General features: G+C 56.3%; 23 protein-coding genes and 2 tRNA genes. 11 read left to right on the top strand and 14 right to left on the bottom strand.

Features of this window, described 5'->3' with window-relative positions:
- The first annotated feature begins 158 nt into the window (after window positions 1–158).
- Window positions 159–692 carry a LuxR C-terminal-related transcriptional regulator gene (locus ACGYLC_RS11470; RefSeq protein ID WP_209217422.1) on the top strand — a complete coding sequence of 178 codons (534 nt, stop codon included), beginning with the start codon at window positions 159–161 and terminating at the stop codon, window positions 690–692.
- Between the two features lie 15 nt (window positions 693–707).
- Here ACGYLC_RS11470 and ACGYLC_RS11465 read toward each other — a convergent pair whose 3' ends face one another.
- The 8 genes from ACGYLC_RS11465 to trpA form a co-directional block, all read right to left on the bottom strand.
- Window positions 708–1,286, bottom strand: coding sequence for a DUF4893 domain-containing protein (locus ACGYLC_RS11465; RefSeq protein WP_394423046.1), 579 nt, complete (start codon window positions 1,284–1,286; stop codon window positions 708–710).
- Between the two features lie 2 nt (window positions 1,287–1,288).
- Window positions 1,289–1,672, bottom strand: coding sequence for a DUF2237 family protein (locus ACGYLC_RS11460; protein ID WP_394423045.1), 384 nt, complete (start codon window positions 1,670–1,672; stop codon window positions 1,289–1,291).
- 24 nt (window positions 1,673–1,696) lie between these two features.
- Entirely contained in the window at window positions 1,697–2,863 is a 1,167-nt protein-coding gene (locus ACGYLC_RS11455; RefSeq protein WP_394423044.1) for a serine hydrolase domain-containing protein, read from the bottom strand.
- Window positions 2,864–2,983: 120 nt separating this feature from the next.
- Window positions 2,984–3,682, bottom strand: coding sequence for an aminoacyl-tRNA hydrolase (gene pth / locus ACGYLC_RS11450; protein ID WP_394423043.1), 699 nt, complete (start codon window positions 3,680–3,682; stop codon window positions 2,984–2,986).
- A 178-nt stretch (window positions 3,683–3,860) separates the two neighbouring features.
- Entirely contained in the window at window positions 3,861–4,514 is a 654-nt protein-coding gene (locus ACGYLC_RS11445) for a 50S ribosomal protein L25/general stress protein Ctc (RefSeq protein ID WP_394423042.1), read from the bottom strand.
- A 113-nt stretch (window positions 4,515–4,627) separates the two neighbouring features.
- Window positions 4,628–5,248, bottom strand: coding sequence for a hypothetical protein (locus ACGYLC_RS11440; protein WP_394423041.1), 621 nt, complete (start codon window positions 5,246–5,248; stop codon window positions 4,628–4,630).
- The gene (locus ACGYLC_RS11435) at window positions 5,242–6,432 is read right to left on the bottom strand and encodes an L-lactate dehydrogenase (RefSeq protein WP_394423040.1); all 1,191 of its coding nucleotides are present in this window, start codon (window positions 6,430–6,432) and stop codon (window positions 5,242–5,244) included. Before ACGYLC_RS11435 ends, ACGYLC_RS11440 begins: the two co-directional genes overlap by 7 nt.
- 139 nt (window positions 6,433–6,571) lie before the next feature.
- Complete coding sequence (gene trpA / locus ACGYLC_RS11430) at window positions 6,572–7,363, bottom strand: tryptophan synthase subunit alpha (protein WP_394398978.1); 792 nt, start codon at window positions 7,361–7,363, stop codon at window positions 6,572–6,574.
- 154 nt (window positions 7,364–7,517) lie between these two features.
- On the opposite strand from trpA, the gene ACGYLC_RS11425 reads away from it, so the two are divergent.
- Both ACGYLC_RS11425 and ychF read left to right on the top strand, forming a co-directional pair.
- A complete protein-coding gene (locus ACGYLC_RS11425) occupies window positions 7,518–7,709 on the top strand; it encodes a hypothetical protein (protein WP_067261693.1) in 192 nt (63 codons plus the stop codon).
- Window positions 7,710–7,768: 59 nt separating this feature from the next.
- Window positions 7,769–8,866, top strand: coding sequence for a redox-regulated ATPase YchF (gene ychF / locus ACGYLC_RS11420; protein ID WP_394423039.1), 1,098 nt, complete (start codon window positions 7,769–7,771; stop codon window positions 8,864–8,866).
- Window positions 8,867–8,952: 86 nt separating this feature from the next.
- Here the strand turns inward: ychF and ACGYLC_RS11415 are convergent, their stop codons facing one another.
- Window positions 8,953–9,255 carry a hypothetical protein gene (locus tag ACGYLC_RS11415; RefSeq protein ID WP_394398974.1) on the bottom strand — a complete coding sequence of 101 codons (303 nt, stop codon included), beginning with the start codon at window positions 9,253–9,255 and terminating at the stop codon, window positions 8,953–8,955.
- 435 nt (window positions 9,256–9,690) lie between these two features.
- On the opposite strand from ACGYLC_RS11415, the gene ACGYLC_RS11410 reads away from it, so the two are divergent.
- A tRNA-Ser gene (locus ACGYLC_RS11410) sits at window positions 9,691–9,780 on the top strand.
- 584 nt (window positions 9,781–10,364) lie between these two features.
- Window positions 10,365–11,951, top strand: coding sequence for a gamma-glutamyltransferase family protein (locus ACGYLC_RS11405; protein WP_394423038.1), 1,587 nt, complete (start codon window positions 10,365–10,367; stop codon window positions 11,949–11,951).
- A gap of 62 nt (window positions 11,952–12,013) precedes the next feature.
- Here the strand turns inward: ACGYLC_RS11405 and ACGYLC_RS11400 are convergent, their stop codons facing one another.
- Complete coding sequence (locus ACGYLC_RS11400) at window positions 12,014–12,280, bottom strand: DoxX family protein (protein ID WP_394423037.1); 267 nt, start codon at window positions 12,278–12,280, stop codon at window positions 12,014–12,016.
- Window positions 12,281–12,642: 362 nt separating this feature from the next.
- Here ACGYLC_RS11400 and ACGYLC_RS11395 point away from each other — a divergent pair.
- From ACGYLC_RS11395 to ACGYLC_RS11370, 6 genes are all read left to right on the top strand, one after another.
- Window positions 12,643–12,717: transfer RNA gene (locus ACGYLC_RS11395), tRNA-Asn, on the top strand.
- A 123-nt stretch (window positions 12,718–12,840) separates the two neighbouring features.
- The gene (locus ACGYLC_RS11390; protein WP_394423036.1) at window positions 12,841–14,097 is read left to right on the top strand and encodes a tyrosine-type recombinase/integrase; all 1,257 of its coding nucleotides are present in this window, start codon (window positions 12,841–12,843) and stop codon (window positions 14,095–14,097) included.
- Window positions 14,098–14,305: 208 nt separating this feature from the next.
- Window positions 14,306–14,779, top strand: coding sequence for a hypothetical protein (locus tag ACGYLC_RS11385; RefSeq protein WP_394423035.1), 474 nt, complete (start codon window positions 14,306–14,308; stop codon window positions 14,777–14,779).
- A 468-nt stretch (window positions 14,780–15,247) separates the two neighbouring features.
- Window positions 15,248–15,388 carry a hypothetical protein gene (locus ACGYLC_RS11380; protein ID WP_394423034.1) on the top strand — a complete coding sequence of 47 codons (141 nt, stop codon included), beginning with the start codon at window positions 15,248–15,250 and terminating at the stop codon, window positions 15,386–15,388.
- A gap of 398 nt (window positions 15,389–15,786) precedes the next feature.
- Window positions 15,787–16,110: a hypothetical protein gene (locus tag ACGYLC_RS11375; RefSeq protein WP_394423033.1), complete on the top strand. Its 324-nt coding sequence runs from the start codon at window positions 15,787–15,789 to the stop codon at window positions 16,108–16,110.
- On the top strand, window positions 16,100–16,882 hold the full coding sequence (locus tag ACGYLC_RS11370; RefSeq protein WP_394423032.1) for a hypothetical protein: 783 nt from the start codon (window positions 16,100–16,102) through the stop codon (window positions 16,880–16,882). The genes ACGYLC_RS11375 and ACGYLC_RS11370 overlap by 11 nt, the downstream gene beginning before the upstream one ends.
- Window positions 16,883–16,945: 63 nt before the next feature.
- On the opposite strand, the gene ACGYLC_RS11365 is transcribed toward ACGYLC_RS11370, so the two are convergent.
- From ACGYLC_RS11365 to ACGYLC_RS11350, 4 genes are all read right to left on the bottom strand, one after another.
- Window positions 16,946–17,782 carry a sulfotransferase family protein gene (locus ACGYLC_RS11365; protein WP_394423198.1) on the bottom strand — a complete coding sequence of 279 codons (837 nt, stop codon included), beginning with the start codon at window positions 17,780–17,782 and terminating at the stop codon, window positions 16,946–16,948.
- A gap of 72 nt (window positions 17,783–17,854) precedes the next feature.
- The gene (locus ACGYLC_RS11360) at window positions 17,855–19,261 is read right to left on the bottom strand and encodes a sulfotransferase family 2 domain-containing protein (RefSeq protein WP_394423031.1); all 1,407 of its coding nucleotides are present in this window, start codon (window positions 19,259–19,261) and stop codon (window positions 17,855–17,857) included.
- Window positions 19,262–19,407: 146 nt separating this feature from the next.
- The gene (locus ACGYLC_RS11355) at window positions 19,408–20,046 is read right to left on the bottom strand and encodes a recombinase family protein (RefSeq protein WP_394423030.1); all 639 of its coding nucleotides are present in this window, start codon (window positions 20,044–20,046) and stop codon (window positions 19,408–19,410) included.
- A gap of 1,634 nt (window positions 20,047–21,680) precedes the next feature.
- Window positions 21,681–21,874: hypothetical protein (locus tag ACGYLC_RS11350; RefSeq protein WP_394423029.1), on the bottom strand; the 194-nt coding region annotated here is incomplete at its 5' end.

Raw genomic sequence — 21,874 nt, 5'->3', positions numbered from 1 at the left:
GGCCGGCTGATTAACCCTGAAACTGGCCTTAACGAAATGCACTCGCCCCCCGGGGCGGGTGCCAAATCACTAAGGGTTGATCAAGGCGCATGCCCGCCATCCCTTGCACTTCGGTGAGCCGCGGTTAAATACGGCGGATACTAAGGCAAGGCTTCACCATGAATAATAAGAAAAAGATCGCACTGTGGGTTATCGCCGCTCTACAGTTCAATGCCACTGTCTATTTCGTGCTTGTTTTTGCACTGGAGGGGCGCGGCGTGACGCTTTTCGGCACCCCGCTGGCTGACATTGGACCGAACAAGGGTATTCAGGTTTTGGGTCTGATTCTCGGGGTCGTTCTGGGCTGGATGGCGCTGCGGATGAGCCTCCAGCGCGCCGAGCGGGCAGAGACGGCGCTGCGTCATTGTACGGTGGAATTCGCCGATGTGCTCGAAGAACACTTTCGCGAATGGCACCTCACCCCGGCCGAGCGGGATGTGGCGATTTTCCTGACCAAGGGTTTGAATACACGCGATATTGCGGAAATGCGCGGCACGTCCGAAGGGACCGTCAAGGCGCAGACCAATGCGATTTACCGCAAGGCGGGCGTGACCGGGCGGACCCAGCTTCTCAGCACCTTTATCGAAGACTTGATGGACGATTCCCTGATGCCGCGTCCCAAGTCGAAACTGCATCTCTGCCACGCGGCCTAAGGGCGGCGTGGCGCCTCAGCGCGTCAGTTCCAAAATATCGAAATCGCTTTCCACTGCCGGTGACGGGAAGAGCAGCCGCGCGCGGGTGGGGCTGACCCGCTGGAACACGGCCACGTCGCTTTGCACCTTGCCGCCAGAGGTGAAATCCGCGGGCAGATCGGCATAATCGGGCGGCGTTTCGCCCCGGACATAGCCCACCCCGGCATAGATCGCGCGGCCTTCGCGCAGGGTGATCTCGCCCTTCGTAAGCTGCGAACCGGTGAGTTTTTCAAAGGTGAAACCGCGATCGCTGGCGGTAAAGCGGCATTTGAACGGCGAATAGGCCACAAGCGGGCTGATCCCGCCCAGCTTGATCGTTCGGCACGACCAATCGCCCTGCAAATCGGCGGAGAATGCGACCTGAGGTTTGCCGGAAAGCGCACGGGTCAGCGCCGCCACATCCCCGGCGTCGCCCCCGTTTAGCGCTTGCATCATGGCATCGCCAAAGGCGGAATCGAAATCGTCGAGCCGAGCGCTATCGGCGGGGCGGAGCGTGGTTTCCGCCCAAGCCGTGACGGGCAAAAACAGCAGGAGCGGCAAGAGACGCAGGCGCATGGTTATTCCTCACTCGGGTCGATGGCATGGGCGCGCAGCACTTCTAGCGGCACGATATCGAGCGCGCGCAAATGGGTGGCGGCCAGATGCACCCGCGGGGCGCAGCCCTCATCCGCGGCTTGCAGGAACCGCGCGGCACAAAGGCACCATGCGTCGCCCGGCTTCAGCCCGGCAAAGCCGAACTCAGGCCGCGGGGTGCTGAGGTCATTGCCGACATATTTCGAATAGGCCAGAAATTCTGCCGTCATCACCGCGCAGACCGTATGGCTGCCCTGATCCTGCGCGCAGGTGTTGCAATGGCCATCGCGGAAAAAGCCCGTGACCGGATCGGTCCCGCAGATGGCAAGGGGCTGGTTCAGAACGTTGATGCTGTCGTCCGGGGTCATGGCTTCCTTTCTGTCTCAGCTTTCCTAGTCGAGTGAGGCCGCGATCTGGCGGAAAATCTCGATGTTTTGTTCCGCCACCCCGGCCTCACGGAATTTGCGATCGGCGGCATTGGTGGCGATGACCACATCACGGGCGCTGTCGACATAGATGTACTGCCCATAGACGCCGCGCGCCATATATTCCCCCTCAGGCGCGCCTTGCGGGATCCACCATTGGTAGCCGTAACCGATGCGTCCCTCGGCGGTGGGGGCGGTGGGGCTGGTCGATTCCTTCACCCAGTCTTCGGGCACGATTTGCTGGCCGTTCCACTGCCCGCCTTGGGCGAACATCTGGCCGAAACGGGCATAGTCGCGCGTGGTCATGTTCAGCCCGCCGAGCACGAAGGCGGTGCCGGAGCCATCGACGATGTAATAGGGCGCATGTTCCAGCCCCAAGGGCGCGATGACCTTCTCGCTCAGCAACTCCGGGACGCTGCGCCCGGTGGCGCCCCGCACCACCATGCCGAACACATGGGTGTCGATCGACACATATTGCCACTGGCTGCCCGGCGCGGTGAAGGTCTCGGACAATTCGGCGGTGAAATCGTCGAGCTTGCCGCCAAGTGCCACCACCCGGCCCATGCGATTGATGTCTGAATCGTAGTCCAGATAATCTTCGTCAAAGGTGACGCCGCTGGCCATATGCAGCACGTTGCGCAGGCTGGCCCCGTCATAGGCGCTGCCCTTCAGGCTGGGGGCATATTTGATCACCGGATCGTCGAGGGATGCGATCTGGCCCTCCTCCAGCAGGATGCCCACGAGCGCCGAGAGATAGCTTTTCGCCACGGACCAGCTGATGCGGCGGTCTTCGGGGCCGGTGCCTTTGAAGTAGTTCTCATAAACGATGGCGCCGTCTTTCAGCACCACCAGCGCGGTCACGTCACGGGCCGCGATCCAGTCCTCGACCGCTTCGGGCAGTTCGGTTTCGGGGCCATAGGGAAGCTCGGTCGTCAGCCCGTTCCCGCGTGGGACGGGGGCGGAGAGGAAAGCGCCGTCCATATGGCTGAAGTTGTGCACGATCTTCTCTTCGGAGAAGAGAGAGTTCACCGCCAGGAGCCGCTCGATCTCTTCCCGCTTCCAAAGTCCGATGACGATGGCCGCCAACAAAAGCGCCAGCAAGACCCGGCCCAGCCATTTTCCGAATGCACGCATGATATCCCCCCTGTTGGCCCGCAGTGAACCACGGCGCGGGGGCGGGGGCCAGCCCGACATTGCGTCAGGAGGGGCGTCAGGGGGGAGGGGCGTCAGGAGGGGTGCGTCGCGCGGAAAGCGTCAGCGGAAACGGTCCATCAGCTTTTGCAGCGGCGATTGGGGCTCTGCCTCCGGTTCGGGCTTGCTGGGGGCGGGCTTTGGCTGGGCTTCGGTGGGTTTCTTTGGGCCCTTGCTGCCGGTGCCCGAGCGGGGCGGGGCCACGCGCAGCGCCACGGCATTCATGAACCGCCCGGTGTCGCCCCGCGCAAGGTCCGCCGCTCCGTCAGAGACGCCGCGCAGCACATCATTCAGCCAGCCCTCGTCAGCCTTGGGGAAATCGCGCAGCACATAGCCCGCCACCGCGTCCTTATGGCCGGGGTGGCCGATGCCCATGCGCACGCGGTCATAGTCCGCCCCGATATGCGCGTGGATCGAACGCAGCCCGTTGTGGCCTGCATGGCCGCCGCCGGTCTTGCATTTGACCTTACCGGGGGCGAGGTCCAATTCATCGTGGAAGACGATCACATCGGCGGGGTCGATCTTGTAGAACTTCACCGCCGCCTGCACCGATTGGCCGGAGTTGTTCATAAAGGTTTCCGGCTTGAGCAGCACCGCCCGGTCAGAGCCGAAACGCCCCTCGCTGACGCTGCCTTGAAACTTGCCCTTCCACGGGGAAAACCCGTGGTCATCGGCAATGCGGTCCAGCGCCATGAAGCCGATGTTATGGCGGTTGCGGGCATATTTTCCGCCCGGGTTGCCGAGGCCGACGATCAGTTTCATGGGGCATCTCCTGTGGTTGGACGCAGTCTAACAACTGGGGCGGGGGAGTGAAATGGCGCGCGGGGGCTGGAATCTTTGAAAGATTCCGGGGGCGATTTCTTTAAAAGAAATCGGGGCCCCAACGCAAAACGGGGCCGCGTGATGCGACCCCGTTTCAGCACGGCCTTGCGGCGCGCTATCATTCACCGTCGGGCGGGCCCATTTCGGTTGTCGGCACTTCGTCCGCTGCCGTGTCGTCATCTTCGTCTTCCGACGCGGCCAGACCAGCAGGTGCAGAGATCGTGGCGACGACGAAGTCGCGGTCGATCGTGGGTTTCACACCTTCGGGCAGGTCGACGCGGCTGATGGTCGCGCTGTCGCCGATTTCGAGGCCGGTGACGTCGACGGTCACATGCTCGGGGATGTCCGCGGCGGTGACGACCAGTTCAACTTCCGGACGGACCAGAGTGAGCACGCCACCCTTTTTCAGGCCGGGGCATTCTTCTTCGCCTTTGACTTCGACGTTGATGAACAGGTTGATCTTGGTGGTCCGCTTGAGGCGCATCAGGTCGATGTGCGTCGGCAGATCCTTGACAACGTGGCGCTGAACGTCGCGGCAGATCACACGAACGTCGTCGTGGCCTTCAACCTTGAGGTTGAACAGGGTCGCTTTGAAGCGGCCTGCGCGCAGCTTGGTCAGCAGTTTGTTGAAAGGGATGTTGATCGGCAACGGCTCTTTGTCGCCACCAAACACGATACCCGGAACCATGCCATCGCGGCGTGCCTGACGAGCGGCGCCCTTGCCTGTCCCCGTGCGTTCCAAGGCTTCAAGATCAGGAATCTCTCCGGCCATTTTAGTCTCCAAATTTGTTAGGGCGGGAATCCTCCAAGGCTGTATTCCCGCGTGAAGCCGCGCGTATAGACCGGTTTTGCCCGGCTGGAAAGGGCAAAAGGGCGGGGGCGGCGCTATTCCTGCGGCGTGCGCAGATACCCGTCCGCCGCCATGAGCCGGTCATAGAGGGCGAATTCCTTGGCGCGTGCGGCGCGCAGGCGGGATTCGATCTCATGCGACAGGGGCGCGGGCAGATCGGGTGAGACGTTCTTGGGTTTAAGCTTGACCTCCCGCCCCAGTCTTTCAGCCAGAAAATCGCGAAAGGCCGGTTGGCGTTCATAGGCGAAGAGGTGCTCGACCAGCAGGTCGCCGTGGTCAGAGGTCAGAAAGGAAAACTGGCTGCCGATCTGCGCGCGGGGCGGCGGCGCGTCGGATATGACTTCGAGCGCGAAGTCCTCGAAACTGAGCCCCTTGGTGCTGAGCGGTTTGCCATCCAGCCGGGGTTGGCTGCGGTAGCGATACCAGCTTCGGATTTGCTCGACAGGGTTGCGCATCACCGCCACGGCCTCGGGAGAGGCCGAGAAGGTCTCCTGCAAAAAGGGCAGCACGCGCCGCCGATAACGCAGGGCGGTTACATGTTTGCGCCCCCGCGAAAAGATGATCTCGGCCTCGGGTTTCAGCGCCATTTCGACAGCGGTGGTCCCGGTTTTCGGCGTGGCGAGAAAGGTAAGGTTGCGGCTGAGAAAGATCAGCATGTGCCCGGATCGCGCGGACGTTCCTGCCAGTCACCGCCGAAGTTGCGCGGGATCAGCAGGTTGTGCCGCCCGAGATTGGCAATTTGCGTCTCTCCGCAGAGCGCCATGGTCAGGTCCAGCTCGCGGTGGATCACCTCCAGCGCGCGGGTCACGCCCGGCTGGCCCATCGCGCCCAGCCCATAGATGAAGGCGCGCCCGATGTAGGTGCCCTTGGCCCCCATCGCCATGGCTTTGAGCACGTCCTGACCCGAGCGGATACCGCCATCGAGATGCACTTCGATCTGATTGCCCACCGCGTCGAGGATCTCTGGCAACATGCGGATCGAGCTTAGCGCCCCATCGAGCTGCCGCCCGCCGTGGTTGCTTACGATGATCGCATCGGCCCCGACTTTCAGCGCCATGCGCGCGTCCTCGGCATCCAGAATGCCCTTGAGAATGACCTTGCCGCCCCATTGCTCTTTGATCTTGGCGATCTTGTCCCAATCAAGCGAGGGGTCGAACTGTTCCGCCGTCCAAGCGCCAAGGTCGGCGTTGTCGGTGACCCCATGCACATGGCCCACGATATTGCCGAAATGCCGCCGTTTCGCGCCCAGCATCTCGCGTCCCCAGCCCCATTTGGTGGCGAGGTTGGCGAGTGTTTTAACCGTCAGTTTGGGCGGGGCGGAAAGGCCGTTTTTCAGGTCTTTGTGGCGCTGTCCGAGGATTTGCAGATCGAGCGTGATGACGAGGGCCGAGCAGTTCGCGTCTTTCGCGCGCTGGATCAGGCGGCTGACATAGTCCTGATCGCGCATGGTATAGAGTTGAAACCAAAAGGGTTTTGTCGTCGCCTCTGCCACGTCTTCGATGGAGTTGATGGACATGGTCGAGAGGGTGAAGGGCACGCCAAAGGCTTCGGCTGCGCGCGCGGCTTTGATTTCCCCGTCGGCGCATTGCATCCCCGTCAGGCCCACTGGGGCGAGGGCCACCGGCATGGCCACATCCTCGCCGATCATCTGCGTCGCGGTGCTGCGCCCCGACATATCCACGGCGACCCTCTGGCGCAGACGGATTTGGTCAAAATCGCTGCAATTCTCGCGGAAGGTCTGCTCGGTCCAGCTGCCCGATTCCGCGTAGTCATAGAACATCTGGGGGACGCGGCGTTTGTAGATGCGTTTGAGATCGTCAATGTTGGTGATGACGGGCATGGGCCACCTGTGCTGAATGGGTTAACTTTTGGTAGCAACTGGTGGGGGGCTTGGCAATTGGGAAGGCTGCGGCAACGAAAAAGCCCGCGCGGCCAATGGGGCTGCGCGGGCGTGGGCTCGTTTCCTGAAGCGAAGGGGCTTAGGCTGAATGCGCCCCGTCGGCCAGTGATTTCACAAAGCTCAGCACATCCTCTGCGCTGTCGCCATTGGCGATCCGGCTGACGATGGCCGAACCGATCACCACACCGTCGGCCACTTCGGCGATGGCGCGGGCTTTCTCGGGCGTGTTGACGCCAAAGCCCACGATGACAGGCAGGCCGCTGGCCTTTTGAATGCGCGCCACCTCGGGCGAGACATCCGCGGCATTGGCTTCGGCCGAGCCGGTGATGCCGGTGATCGAGACATAATAGACAAAGCCCGAGGTGTTCTGCACCACGCGCGGCAGGCGCTTGTCATCGGTTGTGGGGGTCGCGAGGCGGATGAAATTCAACCCGGCGTCCTGCGCGGGCAGGCAAAGCTCGATGTCTTCTTCGGGCGGCAGATCGACCACGATCAACCCGTCGATCCCGGCGTCTTTGGCTTCTTTCAGGAAGGTTTCGACGCCCATGGAGTAGATCGGGTTGTAATAGCCCATCAGCACGATCGGCGTCGTGTCGTCATTTTCCCGAAAGGCGCGGACCATTTCCAGCGTGCGGTTCAGCGTCATGCCCCCTTCGAGGGCGCGTTGACCGGCAAGCTGGATCGTCGGGCCATCGGCCATCGGATCGGTGAAGGGCAGGCCAAGTTCGATGATGTCCACCCCGGCGGCGGGCAGGCCGCGCACGATTTCCAGCGAACGGTCGAAATCCGGGTCGCCCGCCATCACGTATGAGACAAACGCCTTTTTGCCGCGGGCGCGGAGATCTTCGAATTTGGCGTCGATACGGGTCATGTGGCTTGCCTCATTTGGTGCTTTCCTCGGCAATGCCGAATGTCGCAGTGAAAATCAATCCACCGCGGGGCAGGGGGCGGCAAAATTCGCCGCGCGGGCGCCTATGGCAGGCCGCGCCCTTCCATTTCGCCCAAAGCCTCCTATCTCATGAGCCATGAATTATGTACTCGCCCTTTTCCTGCCGCCGCTGTCGATCCTGCTGATCGGACGGCCGATCCTGTCCATCGTGGTGTTTCTGATCTGGCTGCCCGCGATCATCTTTTCGGGCGGACTGACGCATCCGATGTTCATCCTGCTGGCTTGGATCCTGATCTATCAGGCGCATCAGGACCGACGCGCGCGCTGAGCCTTGCGCTTTACGGCCCGTACCCCTAACACACGCGCAGCTTTTATAGGGGTATCGTCATGGGTTTCAAAATGGGCATCGTCGGTCTGCCGAACGTCGGCAAATCGACCCTTTTCAACGCGCTGACCCGCACCGCTGCGGCGCAGGCCGCGAATTTTCCGTTCTGCACCATCGAGCCCAACGTCGGCGAGGTGGCAGTGCCCGATGCGCGGCTCGACAGACTAGCCGAGATCGCCAGTTCGAAAAGCATCATCCCCACGCGCATGACCTTCGTCGACATTGCCGGTCTGGTGAAGGGCGCGTCCAAGGGCGAAGGTCTGGGCAACCAGTTCCTCGCCAATATCCGCGAAGTCGACGCCATCGCCCATGTGCTGCGTTGTTTTGAAGACGGTGACGTGACCCATGTCGAAGGCCGCGTTGACCCGGTGGCCGATGCCGAGACCATCGACACCGAACTGATGCTGGCCGACATCGAGAGCATCGAAAAACGGCTGCAGAACATCGTCCGCAAAGTGCGCGGTGGCGACAAGGAAGCGGTCCAGCAAGAACGCCTGATGCGCATGGCGCTGGAAGCGCTGGAAGACGGCAAGCCCGCCCGCGTGGTCGAGGTGGACGAGGAGGACGCCAAAGCGTGGCGCATGCTCCAACTGCTGACGACCAAACCGGTGCTCTACGTCTGCAACGTGGGCGAATCCGAGGCCGCCGACGGCAATGAGCATTCCGCCAAAGTCGCCGAGATGGCCGCCGCACAGGGCAATTCCCATGTCGTGATTTCCGCCCAGATCGAGGAAGAGATCAGCCAGCTTGAAACCGAAGAGGCCGAGATGTTCCTCGAAGAGATGGGCCTGAAGGAGGCCGGGCTCGACCGTCTGATCCGCGCGGGCTACGAGTTGTTGCATCTCGAGACCTATTTCACCGTCGGCCCCAAGGAAGCGCGCGCCTGGACCATCAAGTCCGGCACCTCTGCGCCCAAGGCGGCTGGCGTCATCCATGGTGATTTCGAGAAAGGTTTCATCCGCGCTGAGACCATCGCCTATGATGATTTCGTGAGCCTTGGCGGGGAAGGCCCTGCGAAAGAAGCGGGCAAGATGCGGGCCGAAGGCAAGGGCTATATCGTCAAAGACGGTGACGTGCTGCACTTCCTGTTCAACACCTGATCGGCGGGGCAGGGGGCAAGGCCTCCGCCCACATAAAAAACCCGGCAGCGCGCGCTGCCGGGCTTTTTGTTTGTCGGGGCAACAGCTTACTTGCTGTCATTGCCCGGGCCGAAGCCACCGTAGACATAGCCTTCACCGGGGCTGCGCAGGGCGCTGCGCGTGCTCATTACGGTGTCGCGGTCCTTGGCGTTGTCGGCAGTGTTCAGCATGATGTCATTCGCCTTGGTCGAGGCGTTCGGGTTCCGCATCCGGTCATTGTTGCCATAGACATCGCCCGCGTCTGCGCTCACCGAAGTGTCGAGGAAAATGTCGTTGTGACGGGTGGAGTTGTCGGCAACGGCAGCGGTGGAAATCAAAGCGGCGGCGGCGGTGGTCATGATGAGTTTCATAGCGTGTTCCTTCAGGTTTCCGTTTCTATCGCGTCATTGCGATGTCATCGTTTGTGGTGAAGTAACGGGCGGTCCCCCGTGAAGGTTTCGCTGCGGTCGCAAGGTTGGGGGCCAGGCGGGGCGTTTCGCTTGTTCGAAGGAGGGCGGGGTTCTGTTTTTATGTAACTAATCAAATGGTTATCCACTCCCTCGCACCGTTTCACAAGTTAATCACGCTGCCGTGTAAGTTGCTACAGCCGCACCAAATGGCCGGAAAATTCCGCCTACGAAGGGGATGGGCGCGGCTGTTTCTGCGCAGCAGCACGGTTAATAGCGCAGCATTCCGTCGCAGGGCGGCAGATACGAGAGCCGAAAAAGAAACCCACCGCAAGAAATGCAGAATTTCCCGCGAATTTCGCCTTGCCCCTCGGGCGCGACCTCTTTAGACGGGTCGACGGAGACGTGGCCGAGTGGTCGAAGGCGCTCCCCTGCTAAGGGAGTAGGCCCGGAAGGGTCTCGAGGGTTCGAATCCCTTCGTCTCCGCCACCAAAACCTACATGACAGCGCCGCCCCACATAGGGCCGTCATCGCACGCGCCCTTATCGTACCCCTGATTGGCAATTCCGTCACACCCCGGCACGGTCTCACCAGCCCTCCGCCTTATTCTCGGCAGAATTTTCAGCCAACATTCTAACCATCCGGGGGGACCAAATCCTTGGCGATGGCGGCGAGGCGCCCCACCGCTTGGCGAAAGGGAGGTTCCAGATGTTGGTTAACGTAAGAGACTGGTCTCGCATCCTGCATAATTGCATTTTCTCCGATGCCGATCAGTCGCTCTGTGCAAGGGCGTGGCAATACCGGGAGGAGAGCGTTCTTTGGGCGCTTTGGGTCATGATCTTCACCCCGGGCCACTGCGAGCGGAGTTTCCGCCACCACCGCAAGTTGCTCCGACTCAAGGCGCGCAGGTCCGCGGGCAGCCGCGGGTAACAACGCCACCGACAAGCGCTTCAGCCCCGCGGAATTATCCCGCTGGGTAGTTGCATGCAGATGCATTCACGTTCACTTTGCCGGCAACGCCAAAGGCGGCCGGTTTGACCGCGCCGCTGGCCTTACCCAAGCAAAGGACAGCCATGCTTCGTCACGATCCCATTTACCCGTCCCACCGATCTCCCGTGGTTGCCGACAATGTCGTCGCGACCTCTCAGCCCCTGGCCACGCAGGCCGGTCTTTTGATGATGCAGCAGGGGGGCAACGCGGTGGATGCGGCGATCGCTACCGCTGCGGCGCTGACAGTGGTGGAGCCCACGGGCAACGGGCTGGGTTCTGACGCTTTCTGCATCCTGTGGGACGGTGAGAAGCTGCATGGGCTCAATGCCTCGGGCCGCGCGCCCGCCGCTTGGTCGCCTGAGCGGTTTCCCGATGGCATGGTCGAGCATGGTTGGGACAGTGTCACCGTGCCGGGCGCGGTCAGCGCTTGGGTCGAATTGATGGAAAAGTTCGGCAAGCTCGATCTGGCGACGGTGCTGGCCCCGGCGATCCGCTATGCCGAGGAGGGATTCCTCGTCTCGCCCACCATTGCGACGCTCTGGGCGCGCGGGGCCGAGGTTCTGGGCAAGCAACCGGGCTTTGCCGAGACCTTCCTACCGGAGGGCTGCGCCCCGAAAGCGGGGGAGCGGTTCCGCAATCCCGGCGCGGCCCGCACCCTGCGGCTGATCGCCGAGACCAAGGGCCGCGCCTTTTACGAAGGGGAGATCGCCGAAGAGATCGTGGCCCATGCCGAGGCCAATGGCGGCGCGATGACCATGGCGGATTTGGCGGCCAACAAGCCCGAATGGTGCGGCACGATCAGCCAGAGCTTCGACGATGTGGAATTGCATGAAATCCCGCCAAACGGGCAGGGGATCGCCGCGCTGATGGCGCTCGGCATTCTGGAGCATAGCGACATCCGCGCGCATGGCGCAGACGACCTGATGGCGGTGCATTTGCAGATCGAAGCCTGCAAACTCGCCTATAGCGATCTGCATGCCTATGTGGCGGATCGCAGCGCTATGACCGAGGTGGACGAAAAGGCGCTGCTCGATCCGGCATACCTCAAGTCGCGCGCCGCGCTGATCTCGACCGAGAAGGCGCAGGACTTCGGTGCGGGCGCGCCCAAGCAAGGCGGCACGGTTCTGATGAGCACGGCGGATGCCTCGGGCATGATGGTCAGCTTCATCCAGTCGAACTACGCAGGCTTCGGCTCGGGCGTGGTGGTGCCGGGGACGGGCGTGTCGATGCAGAACCGCGGCTTTGGTTTCACCACCGAGCCGGGGCATCAGAATATCGTGGCAGGGGGCAAGCGGCCCTTCCATACGATCATCCCGGGCTTTGCGATGAAGAACGGCCAGCCCCTGATGGCCTATGGGATGATGGGCGGCCCGATCCAGGCCCAAGGCCATATGCAACTGCTGCTGCGCACGCAGCTTTGGGGTCAGGACGTTCAGGTCGCCGCCGACGCGCCGCGCTGGCGCATCCTGTCGGGGCTGGAGGTGGCTTGCGAACCGGCCATGGCGCCCGAGCTTTTGCAAGGGCTGCGCGATCTGGGCCATGTCGTCCATGTCGAAGCGCCGGACAACGCTTTCGGCTTCGGCGGCGCGCAGCTGGTGCAGCGTCTGCCCGAGGGCGGATATTCCGCCGGGTCCGATCCGCGCAAAGACGGGCAGGCGGCGGGCTTCTGATCCGCGCGTCTCTGCCCTTGTGAGATTGGCATGGCCCGTTCCGGGGCCATGCCGTTTTATTTTCAGCCTTGCCCGCGCATCGCGTCGACCGGCCATGGCCCCGGCCCGGCGGCCGCGAGGTGGAGAATGCCAAAGCTGTAAAGCGCCGCCGGATTACCGCCATCCAGCAGCGGAAAGAACCGCTGCGGCATCTGCGCGATGAAATAGGCCACCGCCGTCAAGCCGCTCAGGATAAAGGCCGACAGGCGCGAGAACAGGCCGACCACCAGCAAGACGCCAAAGCCCCATTCGACCACGCCCGAGATTCCGCCCATCGAGGCGATCGACACGCCGTTCATCGGCCCGGCAGGGAAGCTAAGGTTCTTGGTCGTGCCATGCTGCGGAAAAGCGAGAGCATCTGCGGCTGGTAGGGGGATAGGAGGGTCATGTTTTCCCTTTCAAGACACTAGGTTGTTCATACGAGCCCAGTTTCACCCGTAACCCGCGCAGCCCTCAGCGCCGGGGGAGGTGTGTCACGGACCTGTGACGCCCGACCCCGGTGTGGAACCGGGCCGAGGGGCGCATTTCAGGAGCGTTTGCAGATAATCGAAAAAAATTCGCTTCAATCGGCCAATTGCTCTTGCGCACCCGGGACCGCCCGCGTTAAAGAGCCGCTGTCCGAGGGCGTTGCCCGAAAGACAGACATAGGCATTCCGGCGTAGCTCAGCGGTAGAGCAGTTGACTGTTAATCAATTGGTCGTAGGTTCGATCCCTACCGCCGGAGCCATATGTCACTAGGTTGTTGTTTTATAACAATGATCTAGAAGTTCAGCGAAAAATATTGTATCCTTTTTGCGCCCCTCATGGGCATAGGTGTAGCTTCTCGGCGCCTGTTGCATCAGGATATTCAATGACCAAACTTCCTCGCTATGTTCGTCAGAGAAGTTCGGGCGCGTATGAGTTCCGCCGGAACGTTCCAAAGGATTTAGTCGAAATCTTGGGCAAGACGCATGTGTATCGCTATCTAGGGGGCGACTACAGAAGCATGCTACGGGCACTTCCCGAGGTTGAGGGGGAAGTCGAGGCGGTTTTTGACCAATGCCGTGCTAGAGGTCCTCGAGAGAAGACTTTGGTAATGGTTCGTCAGCACTTCGGAGACCGAGCTGCGGAAATTCTCGCCGACTTCAATCGGAACGACTTACCAGGCGGCATCTCCAGAGGTTGGCTACAGTCCGCAAACCTGCCGCCTCTACACGGGGCCAGATTAAGCCCTGAGGAACCATGCGTTTCGTTGTCTGAAGCCTTCGAAATCTACCAAAACTTCAAGGGAGCATCGAACAATAAAAAAATGGCAAATTCCCTTCGTCGAGCAGAAAGTGATCTTCTAAGCGCGCTGGGGATTAATAAGGTGAAGAGGCGTTCCATACATTTCTTAAGCAGGGCTGACGCAACTCAATACAGAGATCAACTGCTTCAGCGAGTGTCTGCAAACAGTGCGGTTAGATACATCAACATCGTAAAAGCTGTAATAAACTATGCTATTAACGAGAAGGGTGTGAATGTTGTAAATCCGTTTCACAACCTTAAAGTAAAGGGCGCGGGGAATAACAAAGGCGACCGCCTCCCATTGTCTAAGGTGGAAGCGGAAACGATCTTACGATCTATACCTCCGAAGACCGATTTGCATTTAATCTACATGCTGCTGAGCGACACGGGTGCAAGGATCGCTGAAATCTCTGGGCTTCAAGTCAAAGACGTAGATTTACGAAAACATTGTCTGACGATCCAAGACAACGAGATACGTTCGCTCAAGACTAAAAGTAGTCGCCGCCGCATCCCATTATCGCCACGGGCTTCAAAGGCGCTTGAGAGATGCATGGCTGGCAAAGTCGCTTCTAACCCCGTGTTTGCAAGGTATGGGCGGGGTGGGGGTAACACTGCGTGTAGTGCCGCGCTGATGAAATACGTCCGGAAAGTTATTACCGAGCCAAAGAAGACAGTGCATAGTCTTCGCCATAAGAAGAAAGATGAGCTTCGCAGTACCGGATGCCCTGAAGAAATTTCGAAAGTTCTTTTAGGTCATAGCTCTACAGAGGTCGCTGCTCGGTATGGCGCTGGCTTTGATGGCGAAATTCTGAAGGCCTGGATGCAAAAGACGTGGTACTAGTGTGTTTTCTCAACAACTTTTGAAAAGTTGTAGTTGCTCGGCGGACTTTCTTCTAAATGCAAAAAATTTATTCGCTAGCCCCGAGAAAAATTTCATACCAGCGACCATCATCATGGGTTTTGAAAATTTAATTTATCGGTAACGGTCTTGTAGTTCCGATATTCATCGCGACGAGATTTTATAGAAGCTAGCCACAAAGTAGTTTATGATGACAGAGAATAGAAAAAGAGATATGAAACGAAAAATACTGCCTCTTTCAGATGATCCTTGTTTAAGTTTCGACAGTTCTTCGGACAGCATTGAAGAAAAGGTCAGTGTGAACCAAGTTCGCCACATGCGCTGGGTGCTGCAATGCTTGATCGAAAAGTATGAAACTACTGATGGTTTTGGCCGTCCGGTCGATTGGTCGGAATGGCAGCTTTTTCTCTCAGCCGGATATGTCTGCGGTTTCGTGTGCAAGGACTTGGAGGCAGGAGAGGGCAGTGCAGTTTTCCATAAACTTCTAGATACCCTGGGTGGCGCTCAGTATCTAACGATCCGACAGCTTAGAGCGCTCTTCCACTACATCATCCGCAGTGAACGGTGGGGTGACATGGGCGGAGACCGTGGCGGTAATACCCTTTGGAGATTTTTAGAATCTGGCGCCGCTGAAGCGGTCTGTAACCGCTTAGGCGAGGTCTAAGGGGGTATGGGCTTAATCAATGAAAGAGTACTTCAGGCTTGGGTAAATCGACGCTTGCCCATGCCAAGAAATTCTGCGGAACAGGATCAGCGGTTTAGAGAGGGAAGGTCAGTGCCTTGGTCCGAAGATCAGACCGAGATCGAGTACTATGCTATCTGCGTATATCAGTATCTTATCTTCAACGAAATTGAAAACACGAAGAGTGAACTACGGCTCCGCATCATGGAGAAGTTTCCGGATGCTCCTGGTAGTCGGGTAGAAGCTGCTTTCGTGTATGCTGAGCAGAGGATGATGGAAGCTTTTGGGTATGAGTGACGGGATTTGGGTCTAGCTACGCCAAAGTGGGTGTCGCGTTCGACCGCCGTCTCTGAGGCGCTATTTTCAAATTTCAGATGAGAAGAACCGCTGCTAGTTAATAATGTTTTAACCTTTTGTGACGAACGTAGACCGATGCAGGAGGATTGCTCGATGACTGAAAGCGAACGCGTGAGAAAACTGGAGGCAATACTGATAATGTACGTTAAGTTGTTTGGGTTTATTGACGAATCGCGTGACTATTACTTGCGCTTGTTGGCGCTCGAAGGCCAGCCTTCCGACGAAGGCGCTTGATGCCTCTTGCGCGGTGAGGTCGTGACGGTTGGCAGATGAGCAAGCTGGAACGCATAGCTAGGTTTGCAGATGATCTCGATGCGGTTCAGTAAGGTCCTTTTAGAAGGACGCATGGATCAGTTGACTTAACTAAAAAGATTAGCCGTACTGGTATGTTCTACTACCAAGGCAGGCATATTGGTTTTCACCGACGGGATGACCATACGATGAACATGTCCCCTTGAGGCCGGGAAAGATGACACAGGTGGGGGGGGGGCAAGTACAGCAAGGGTGTTCCACTTAGCCCGCAGCAATGCCAGGTTAGAACTTGAAGCCTCACAAGGAAAACGGATGGAAGTAACCCGGAGAGCTATGCTAAAGATGTGTAGCGCAGATAGTGCAGGCTACGGAAGTAAACTATGACTTTTCAGCTAAGTATCGACACTGAAGACAACCAAATTTCGCTAAAGATAAACAACTTCAGACCGGAGAATAGTGAGTTAATCCAAGTTCGCTTAAAGGAAGTCACGGAACTTCTCCACGAGATCGTAGCTTCGGATGACGCCGCGAGCGGGTTAACCAGTGATGAATTAACACGACTTCAACCGGGTCTCGCTGCGTTGGAGCTAAAATACAAAATTCTCATTCATCAAGCTACACAGCAAGCTGCAACTGCCAGATCAATTGCTGAAGGCCGCGATACTATTTCCCAGCATGGGTTCCCTGAGTTAGATGACCTCTAATCAGAGAACGGCTTCGGTCCATTTAGGAGCAAATCGAGTCGCGACGAGTGTTACAGATTGCGTTTCAGACCATTTGCGAAAGCTTCTAACAAGCGTCTCTACTAAAGCAATATCTCGCAAAGAGTATGTAGAACATCTTCGGGCAGCGATAGTTGCAACTGACAACTTAGGATTGTTGCAAAATGCGATAGAGCCCGTTCTAAAGGGTAAGAAGGCCCTCGATAAATTTCAGCATATTGTTATTAGCGAGCACGCGCTATTAGGTCCATTAGAGGATATGCTTACTAAGAAAACTATGTTCCCAAAAGCAAAACGTCGGGTTCAAAACATCGGCCATGCTTTTTCAGATCGAGATATTAAAATACATTTGGCGATAGCACCCCAGGCGGAATGTTTCACCTCGCTTCTTGCTGATGAGGATTTTTTAACTGCGCCCATTACTGGGGCTACTCCGGTACACTCCTGGGCTAATCTCGTAACACGCATAAGAGATGCATGCCCAAGAGCAGAGGTAACAGTGTGGAATTTTGAAAAACCTGATGAAATAATGCCTTCGTTCTTCTCATCTCTCCTAGGCATCGAAAACGATCTTCTTGATCGCCGCACGCGGCATGATATTTCAAGCAAAGCTTGCGAGCATTTAAAGAACGCAAAGCTTTTGACCGAGATTGTTCAGATAGACGATGAGCTTCAGACGCGTATGGACGTTCAATATGAGCTCGACCTTTCTGCGATTGGATCCATGCCGAATGTTTCATTGGCGCGTAGTTAGCAAGAGATTTCCACTGAGAATGAATCTCCTGGCACCGCGTATAGCATTCAGCATGTTGGACACTCATGTATCTTTATAGAAGGCTTCGCCGAAATGATCCCGTATGAATTGGTTCTGCGGTGCTGCTAGTTCATTCAAGCGCGCGATAACCATTTCGGGCATGTTGATCGGTTCCGTCCGGTGAACCTTCTCTTCAGCATGAGGATAATCGGCAGGGGGCAAGTCGCAGTGCTGCTCAATCGTCCGAAGGGTGCCGTGAGGGTCGCTCTTTATTCGTCCAAAAGGTAGGAATAACAGCTGCTCGGCTGTAAATCGTGAGCTCCACCGAGGGATGTAGTTGAGGTAGTCGCCTCTGGTTTGGAGTGCGGGCATTTCTAACAGTTCATTCCAATCTTCTAAGGAAGACGGTAGTTTCTTCCTACGATGTGCATTCATCCCCAACTGAGATTTCAGGCGATCCAGAGGATTCCGAATGATGTAGATTAGCTTGCTATGCGGCAAAAAGCGCTTGAAAAAATCGACGCCCTCGTCTGGGATACAAGAATATTCGGGTGTGACATCAAGGCACTTCTGGTTTTCCGACGCTCTCGAGAAAACATACTTGTACCACGTACCGTTCAAAATTGGAGGGGTTTGGAGGCGATCTAGGTATTCCAAATAAGATTCGTCAGGGGGCAGGGTCTGCTTCAGATGCCGATCACGGGCAGATTTCAATCCTTGCTTTACATGCCACGGTGCCCACCGTCGACATTCAGCGATGAACTTATGGTCAAAGAAATGCAGTTCTTTGAACGGCGGCACCCAAACGTCCTCGCGCGAAGCTAAGGTGACATGCAGCCATGAGGTTCCTGCTTTCTGCGCACCTATGCACAGAATGTCTGGTTTCCGCCCCTTATTCATCCTATCGTCACACATAGCGCCGGCCTAGAAGTAAAGTTCATATCAGAGCCGCTACGATTATCTGCAATCAAGTCAGGCATTTTTCTTCATTATCCGCTGGATTCGTTCTCTAATTTTATCGTCTATCATTGGCGGGCCCTTCACTCCAGATATGCGCTTGAACCTTCGGTAAACCGTCGGGCCGAGGCTTAATCTTTCGATCACCTCGATTAAGATTTTTCCAGCAGTTGGCTCTAGGGCAGCGATATCCAATGACCGGCGAAACATATTATCGATCATGTCGCCTTTCTCGGTCCAATAGGTCAACATTCCGTCAAAAAGGTTGCTCCCTGTTGAAAATCTTTTGCGGGGTGGCCAGGGGCGTTTGGGGTAAAAAAGCTTAAGTTCGGTCTCATGCAGTTTCGCGGTATTCGCGTATATACTGGCATTCATACCGACCGCTCGTTCCCCCGGGCTTCGGCCCATATCCGCGACTGTATCCGCTACTGAAACTAGCCAGCGGAGGGAAAGCTCCGAACGGATTGCCTCGAATTGTTCGTCCATAATTCGCCAAAAGAGCCTAAGGGCTTTCGTGCAGTTCGGGGCTCTGCGCAGCACAACGATCGTACATGCCAGCAGGTGCGACAGGCGGGAAGCACCAGAAAATTCCGGTTGAAGCTTTTGAAAATGTACCACCAGATTCTTGGACCTCCCAGCCCAAGCGTTAGTTGGCTTCCCCGGGATGATCTCATCCGCAAATGGTTCGAGTGCGCAGGTATCATCCGGAAGCGCCCTTGCAGCCTCATCTATGAAAATTTTTTCGTCTGAAAAATAAGTGGACCAAAGATCATAGACTGTGTCTGTCTGAGGTTTTAGGCAGCTAAAATCATATTGTCTTTTCTTGTCGGTAGTAAGGTGGGGGGCGTAGTTAAGCGCGCGATAGTCGTCCGCAAACAACCGGTTAAATCGCTCTTCATCCCTAGCGCTCCATACGCCCTCATCTTCTCTACTCCCGCGCGAGGCGCGAAGGCTAGGCAGTTCGGCAGATATCCCCTGTTCTGCACAGAATCGAGTGAAGTCCTGTTCTAGTGTTTCGAATCTTAGGACTGTATCTACGTGGTGTAGGCAGTTAAACTCATGCGTCTGCGGAATAATGTGATGCTTGAGATTCCATGGTAGGCTTCGATAGCTTCTATCAAAGCCTATCCAAGGGTCTTCCAGCACATCTAGCGCTTCTGAAATTGAAAGGTCGGGCCATCGCGGCTTGCCGTAATAATCATCGTCGAGCTTGTTGCCGAACTTGAACATCCGAAACGCGGACAGGAACCGAGCCCTGGGTTCACGGACAATTGCTAGGCATCGCCGTTTTCGAAATTTCTCTGGAATATGTCCAAAGTACCGCCCTTCGAGTTCGCCCAATGCTTCTCTCACGGACGTTCCACCAGTTTTTGGTAAGTGAACAAAGACAATACTTGGTTCTTTGATTATAAAGTTCGTCATTGCGTCCTGGTTGGTTTCTAAATTTAAGCATCGTCGCATTGAGCGGGGGTTAGGTTAGCGGCAAGCTACCTTCCGGAGATTCCGAGTTCCACCTCGATCTGTTCGCGGCCTAAGGAACTTTTGAGAACTCGACAAAAGGATAGTTGCTAGCTGTTCCATCTGTTCAATGCCTTCCGTGCATTCCCAGGGTCGTCTCTAATTCGCAGAACAGTCTGTCGTGAGAGGTTGCAATCACGTGCAATGCTGCTGATAGATTGGCTTCCCAGTTCTAGTAGCCTTTGCACCTTCTCGAAAGTTGCCTGGTCAAAACTTGGCTTCTTCCCTCGATACTTTGTTCTGTCTGCCCTCGCGTGAAGAATGCCAGCTTTCTGGGCTTCTTTGGTAGCTTCTGCCTGAGCCTGTGCAGTTGCTGCCATGAAGGCGATGAGTGCATCCCTAACGGCCTTCTGAATCGGGTCTGTTGTAGAGCCATCAAATGTAAAGTTGTTGATGACAGTCCGGATGATGACTCCCTTTCGTACAAAGGTGCGTATTGTAGTAGTAACGTCATCATAGTTACGGCCTAGTCGGTCCACCCATCGGACGACCAGCACGTCACCGGCCCGCAGTATGTCGAACAGTCGCTTAGCTTCAGGCCGGTCGCGGAAGGGGATGGCAACTCCACTTATGCCGTCATCAGTGATGACACGGTCAATCTTGAATCCCGCATTCTCTGCATGGGACAGCTGATGCTGTGCGGTTTGATCAGTGGTTGATACGCGAGCGTATAGAATTGTTTGATGCATGTACAGAATCGTCCCTTAGGGTAGTGTCCGTATAATAGCATGTCCGTTGAGGCAAACCAATGCTAACGTGCAGGGTAGGGTGGGCAAGTGCTCTTGTCCGCCAGGGTATACCCTATCGGTCACCTGAAATTGATTATGGGAGATTTACTATCAATAAACACTTTGGTGAAGCAGTTTCGGCAGCCGAACTTAGGCTGCAACTGGGATTCTCTTATCCAGCTCAATGACCTGTTTGTAGTATGCGCTTACCCAGTACGGCTTTTGAGATAGTTTGGCCGTGAGGCACGTTATACTGGGGTATGGGGCGGGCGAGAACTTTTGCTTTCGACTTATTAGCGATGATACATCTATACTAGTTAGATCGACACCTTCCTTAATTTCGAAGGATCCTTCCCGAAGCGTTTGGGCGGTTCCAGTTCCGAATACCTGTTTGCATAGCCTATCTATGATTTGAGCGATGTTTCTTGCGATTGATATACCACTTACCAACATCATTTTTTTATCGCATTCCGGGCGCAGCAGTTTGGGGGTTGTTATTGCTCTGCGCAGCCGTGTGTTCCCACGATGGGCTTGGAGTAAAACCTCCCAACATAGGCTCAATCGTTCTTGATCGGTTACGAGATCGAAGAATACTTCTGCAAGCCTATAAGACGTATCGAATGCCTCGATTGCGTCCCGTTTGTCAGTTCGCTTTCGCAATACCTTCAAATCCCTAGGTTCATGGCAAATTCTCTTGATGTGCCCAGCAGAGTCTCTGCATTGCTTCGAGCAAAACTTCTTATTGGATTTGAACTTGAACGTTTCGACGCACTTTGGTGAAGCGCAGATGGTTTCGACGGTTGAAGGCATAAATCGGACTCCTAAATTGAAAGTTATTATGATTACGTAAATTTGATTTTCGCACTACTGGTGCCTCTCGCTCGCTGCTACGCCTCACCGTAACGCCGCGACACTGCGGCGTTTCTATAGAATAAGATGGGATATATGAGTGCGGGCGGTGAGATGGGGCGCTGGTCTGTAAGCGGCGGGCGATTGTGGCCGCCTGGAACAAAAGCGCTGACGTATATATATACTGCACTCATTCTTCGCGCAGTCGCTACGCGATATTTGAAAATTTTAGTTCTTAAGAGGATTTAGGTTTAAAGTGAATATTTTATAGTCGTATGAGTTTGAGAGGAACGAACAAACGAATGATGCGAGGAACGAGCATCTTTTCTCATATAACCTGCTAGGCAGGTCGATCCTGTCGGATCGAGTTATTTATTGAATCTAAAATGGTATAAAGACTAGAACTTAAAAAAAGCTTTAAATGTGGTTAAGGTTCTTGGAGTTTGAGAGGAACGAACAAACGAGTGATGCGAGGAACGAGCATCTATAGTTTGAAAGCTGCTACGCAGTTCGACCCTATCGGGCCGATGGTCTCAATCTCATTCACTGAGTACGTAAGATCAAAAAATTATGCGAAGCATAGAGCCTGTTCAAGTAAAGGTCTTAAAGTTGAGACCTCTCTCTGCAGTGAAGCTCAAATCGAGGTGTTTGAGTCTTTTTGAGCCTATGCATGTAGCTTAAACGTGCTGCCGAGATCGAAGTCTGCTGCCCGCAAACAGGATGCCATCGCTTCATTCTAAGGTACACTATTTGGCTCCGTCACGCAACCTTAAAGCCTTAGTGGCGTGTAATTTGGCTCGCAACATTGCTAAGGTTTCGCGAGCTGCAACACGACGGAATAGATCGTCAGGTTTTAAAAATATCGTAAGCCTCCGGGGGCGGCCGTCTGATCTTTGTTTCTTTCCGATGGTAAGTCCGACCTTATGTCCGACTTTATCAA

Source organism: Sulfitobacter sp. 1A12157, from assembly GCF_043557345.1.
Taxonomy (GTDB): domain Bacteria; phylum Pseudomonadota; class Alphaproteobacteria; order Rhodobacterales; family Rhodobacteraceae; genus Sulfitobacter.
The sequence above is the reverse complement of the archived record's forward strand: the minus strand, read 5'-3'. Positions and strand labels throughout refer to the sequence as shown.

Coding starts and splice junctions, on each gene's coding strand:
- ychF (WP_394423039.1), top strand. CDS start 7,769: ATGGGTTTCAAAATGGGCATCGTCGGTCTGCCGAACGTCGGCAAATCG.
- ACGYLC_RS11460 (WP_394423045.1), bottom strand. CDS start 1,672: ATGACCCCGGACGACAGCATCAACGTTCTGAACCAGCCCCTTGCCATC.
- ACGYLC_RS11405 (WP_394423038.1), top strand. CDS start 10,365: ATGCTTCGTCACGATCCCATTTACCCGTCCCACCGATCTCCCGTGGTT.
- pth (WP_394423043.1), bottom strand. CDS start 3,682: ATGAAACTGATCGTCGGCCTCGGCAACCCGGGCGGAAAATATGCCCGC.
- ACGYLC_RS11390 (WP_394423036.1), top strand. CDS start 12,841: ATGACCAAACTTCCTCGCTATGTTCGTCAGAGAAGTTCGGGCGCGTAT.
- ACGYLC_RS11440 (WP_394423041.1), bottom strand. CDS start 5,248: ATGCTGATCTTTCTCAGCCGCAACCTTACCTTTCTCGCCACGCCGAAA.
- ACGYLC_RS11470 (WP_209217422.1), top strand. CDS start 159: ATGAATAATAAGAAAAAGATCGCACTGTGGGTTATCGCCGCTCTACAG.
- ACGYLC_RS11465 (WP_394423046.1), bottom strand. CDS start 1,286: ATGCGCCTGCGTCTCTTGCCGCTCCTGCTGTTTTTGCCCGTCACGGCT.
- ACGYLC_RS11425 (WP_067261693.1), top strand. CDS start 7,518: ATGAATTATGTACTCGCCCTTTTCCTGCCGCCGCTGTCGATCCTGCTG.
- ACGYLC_RS11375 (WP_394423033.1), top strand. CDS start 15,787: ATGACTTTTCAGCTAAGTATCGACACTGAAGACAACCAAATTTCGCTA.
- ACGYLC_RS11435 (WP_394423040.1), bottom strand. CDS start 6,432: ATGCCCGTCATCACCAACATTGACGATCTCAAACGCATCTACAAACGC.
- ACGYLC_RS11380 (WP_394423034.1), top strand. CDS start 15,248: ATGACTGAAAGCGAACGCGTGAGAAAACTGGAGGCAATACTGATAATG.
- ACGYLC_RS11445 (WP_394423042.1), bottom strand. CDS start 4,514: ATGGCCGGAGAGATTCCTGATCTTGAAGCCTTGGAACGCACGGGGACA.
- ACGYLC_RS11385 (WP_394423035.1), top strand. CDS start 14,306: ATGACAGAGAATAGAAAAAGAGATATGAAACGAAAAATACTGCCTCTT.
- ACGYLC_RS11415 (WP_394398974.1), bottom strand. CDS start 9,255: ATGAAACTCATCATGACCACCGCCGCCGCCGCTTTGATTTCCACCGCT.
- ACGYLC_RS11365 (WP_394423198.1), bottom strand. CDS start 17,782: ATGAATAAGGGGCGGAAACCAGACATTCTGTGCATAGGTGCGCAGAAA.
- ACGYLC_RS11360 (WP_394423031.1), bottom strand. CDS start 19,261: ATGACGAACTTTATAATCAAAGAACCAAGTATTGTCTTTGTTCACTTA.
- ACGYLC_RS11355 (WP_394423030.1), bottom strand. CDS start 20,046: ATGCATCAAACAATTCTATACGCTCGCGTATCAACCACTGATCAAACC.
- ACGYLC_RS11370 (WP_394423032.1), top strand. CDS start 16,100: ATGACCTCTAATCAGAGAACGGCTTCGGTCCATTTAGGAGCAAATCGA.
- trpA (WP_394398978.1), bottom strand. CDS start 7,363: ATGACCCGTATCGACGCCAAATTCGAAGATCTCCGCGCCCGCGGCAAA.
- ACGYLC_RS11455 (WP_394423044.1), bottom strand. CDS start 2,863: ATGCGTGCATTCGGAAAATGGCTGGGCCGGGTCTTGCTGGCGCTTTTG.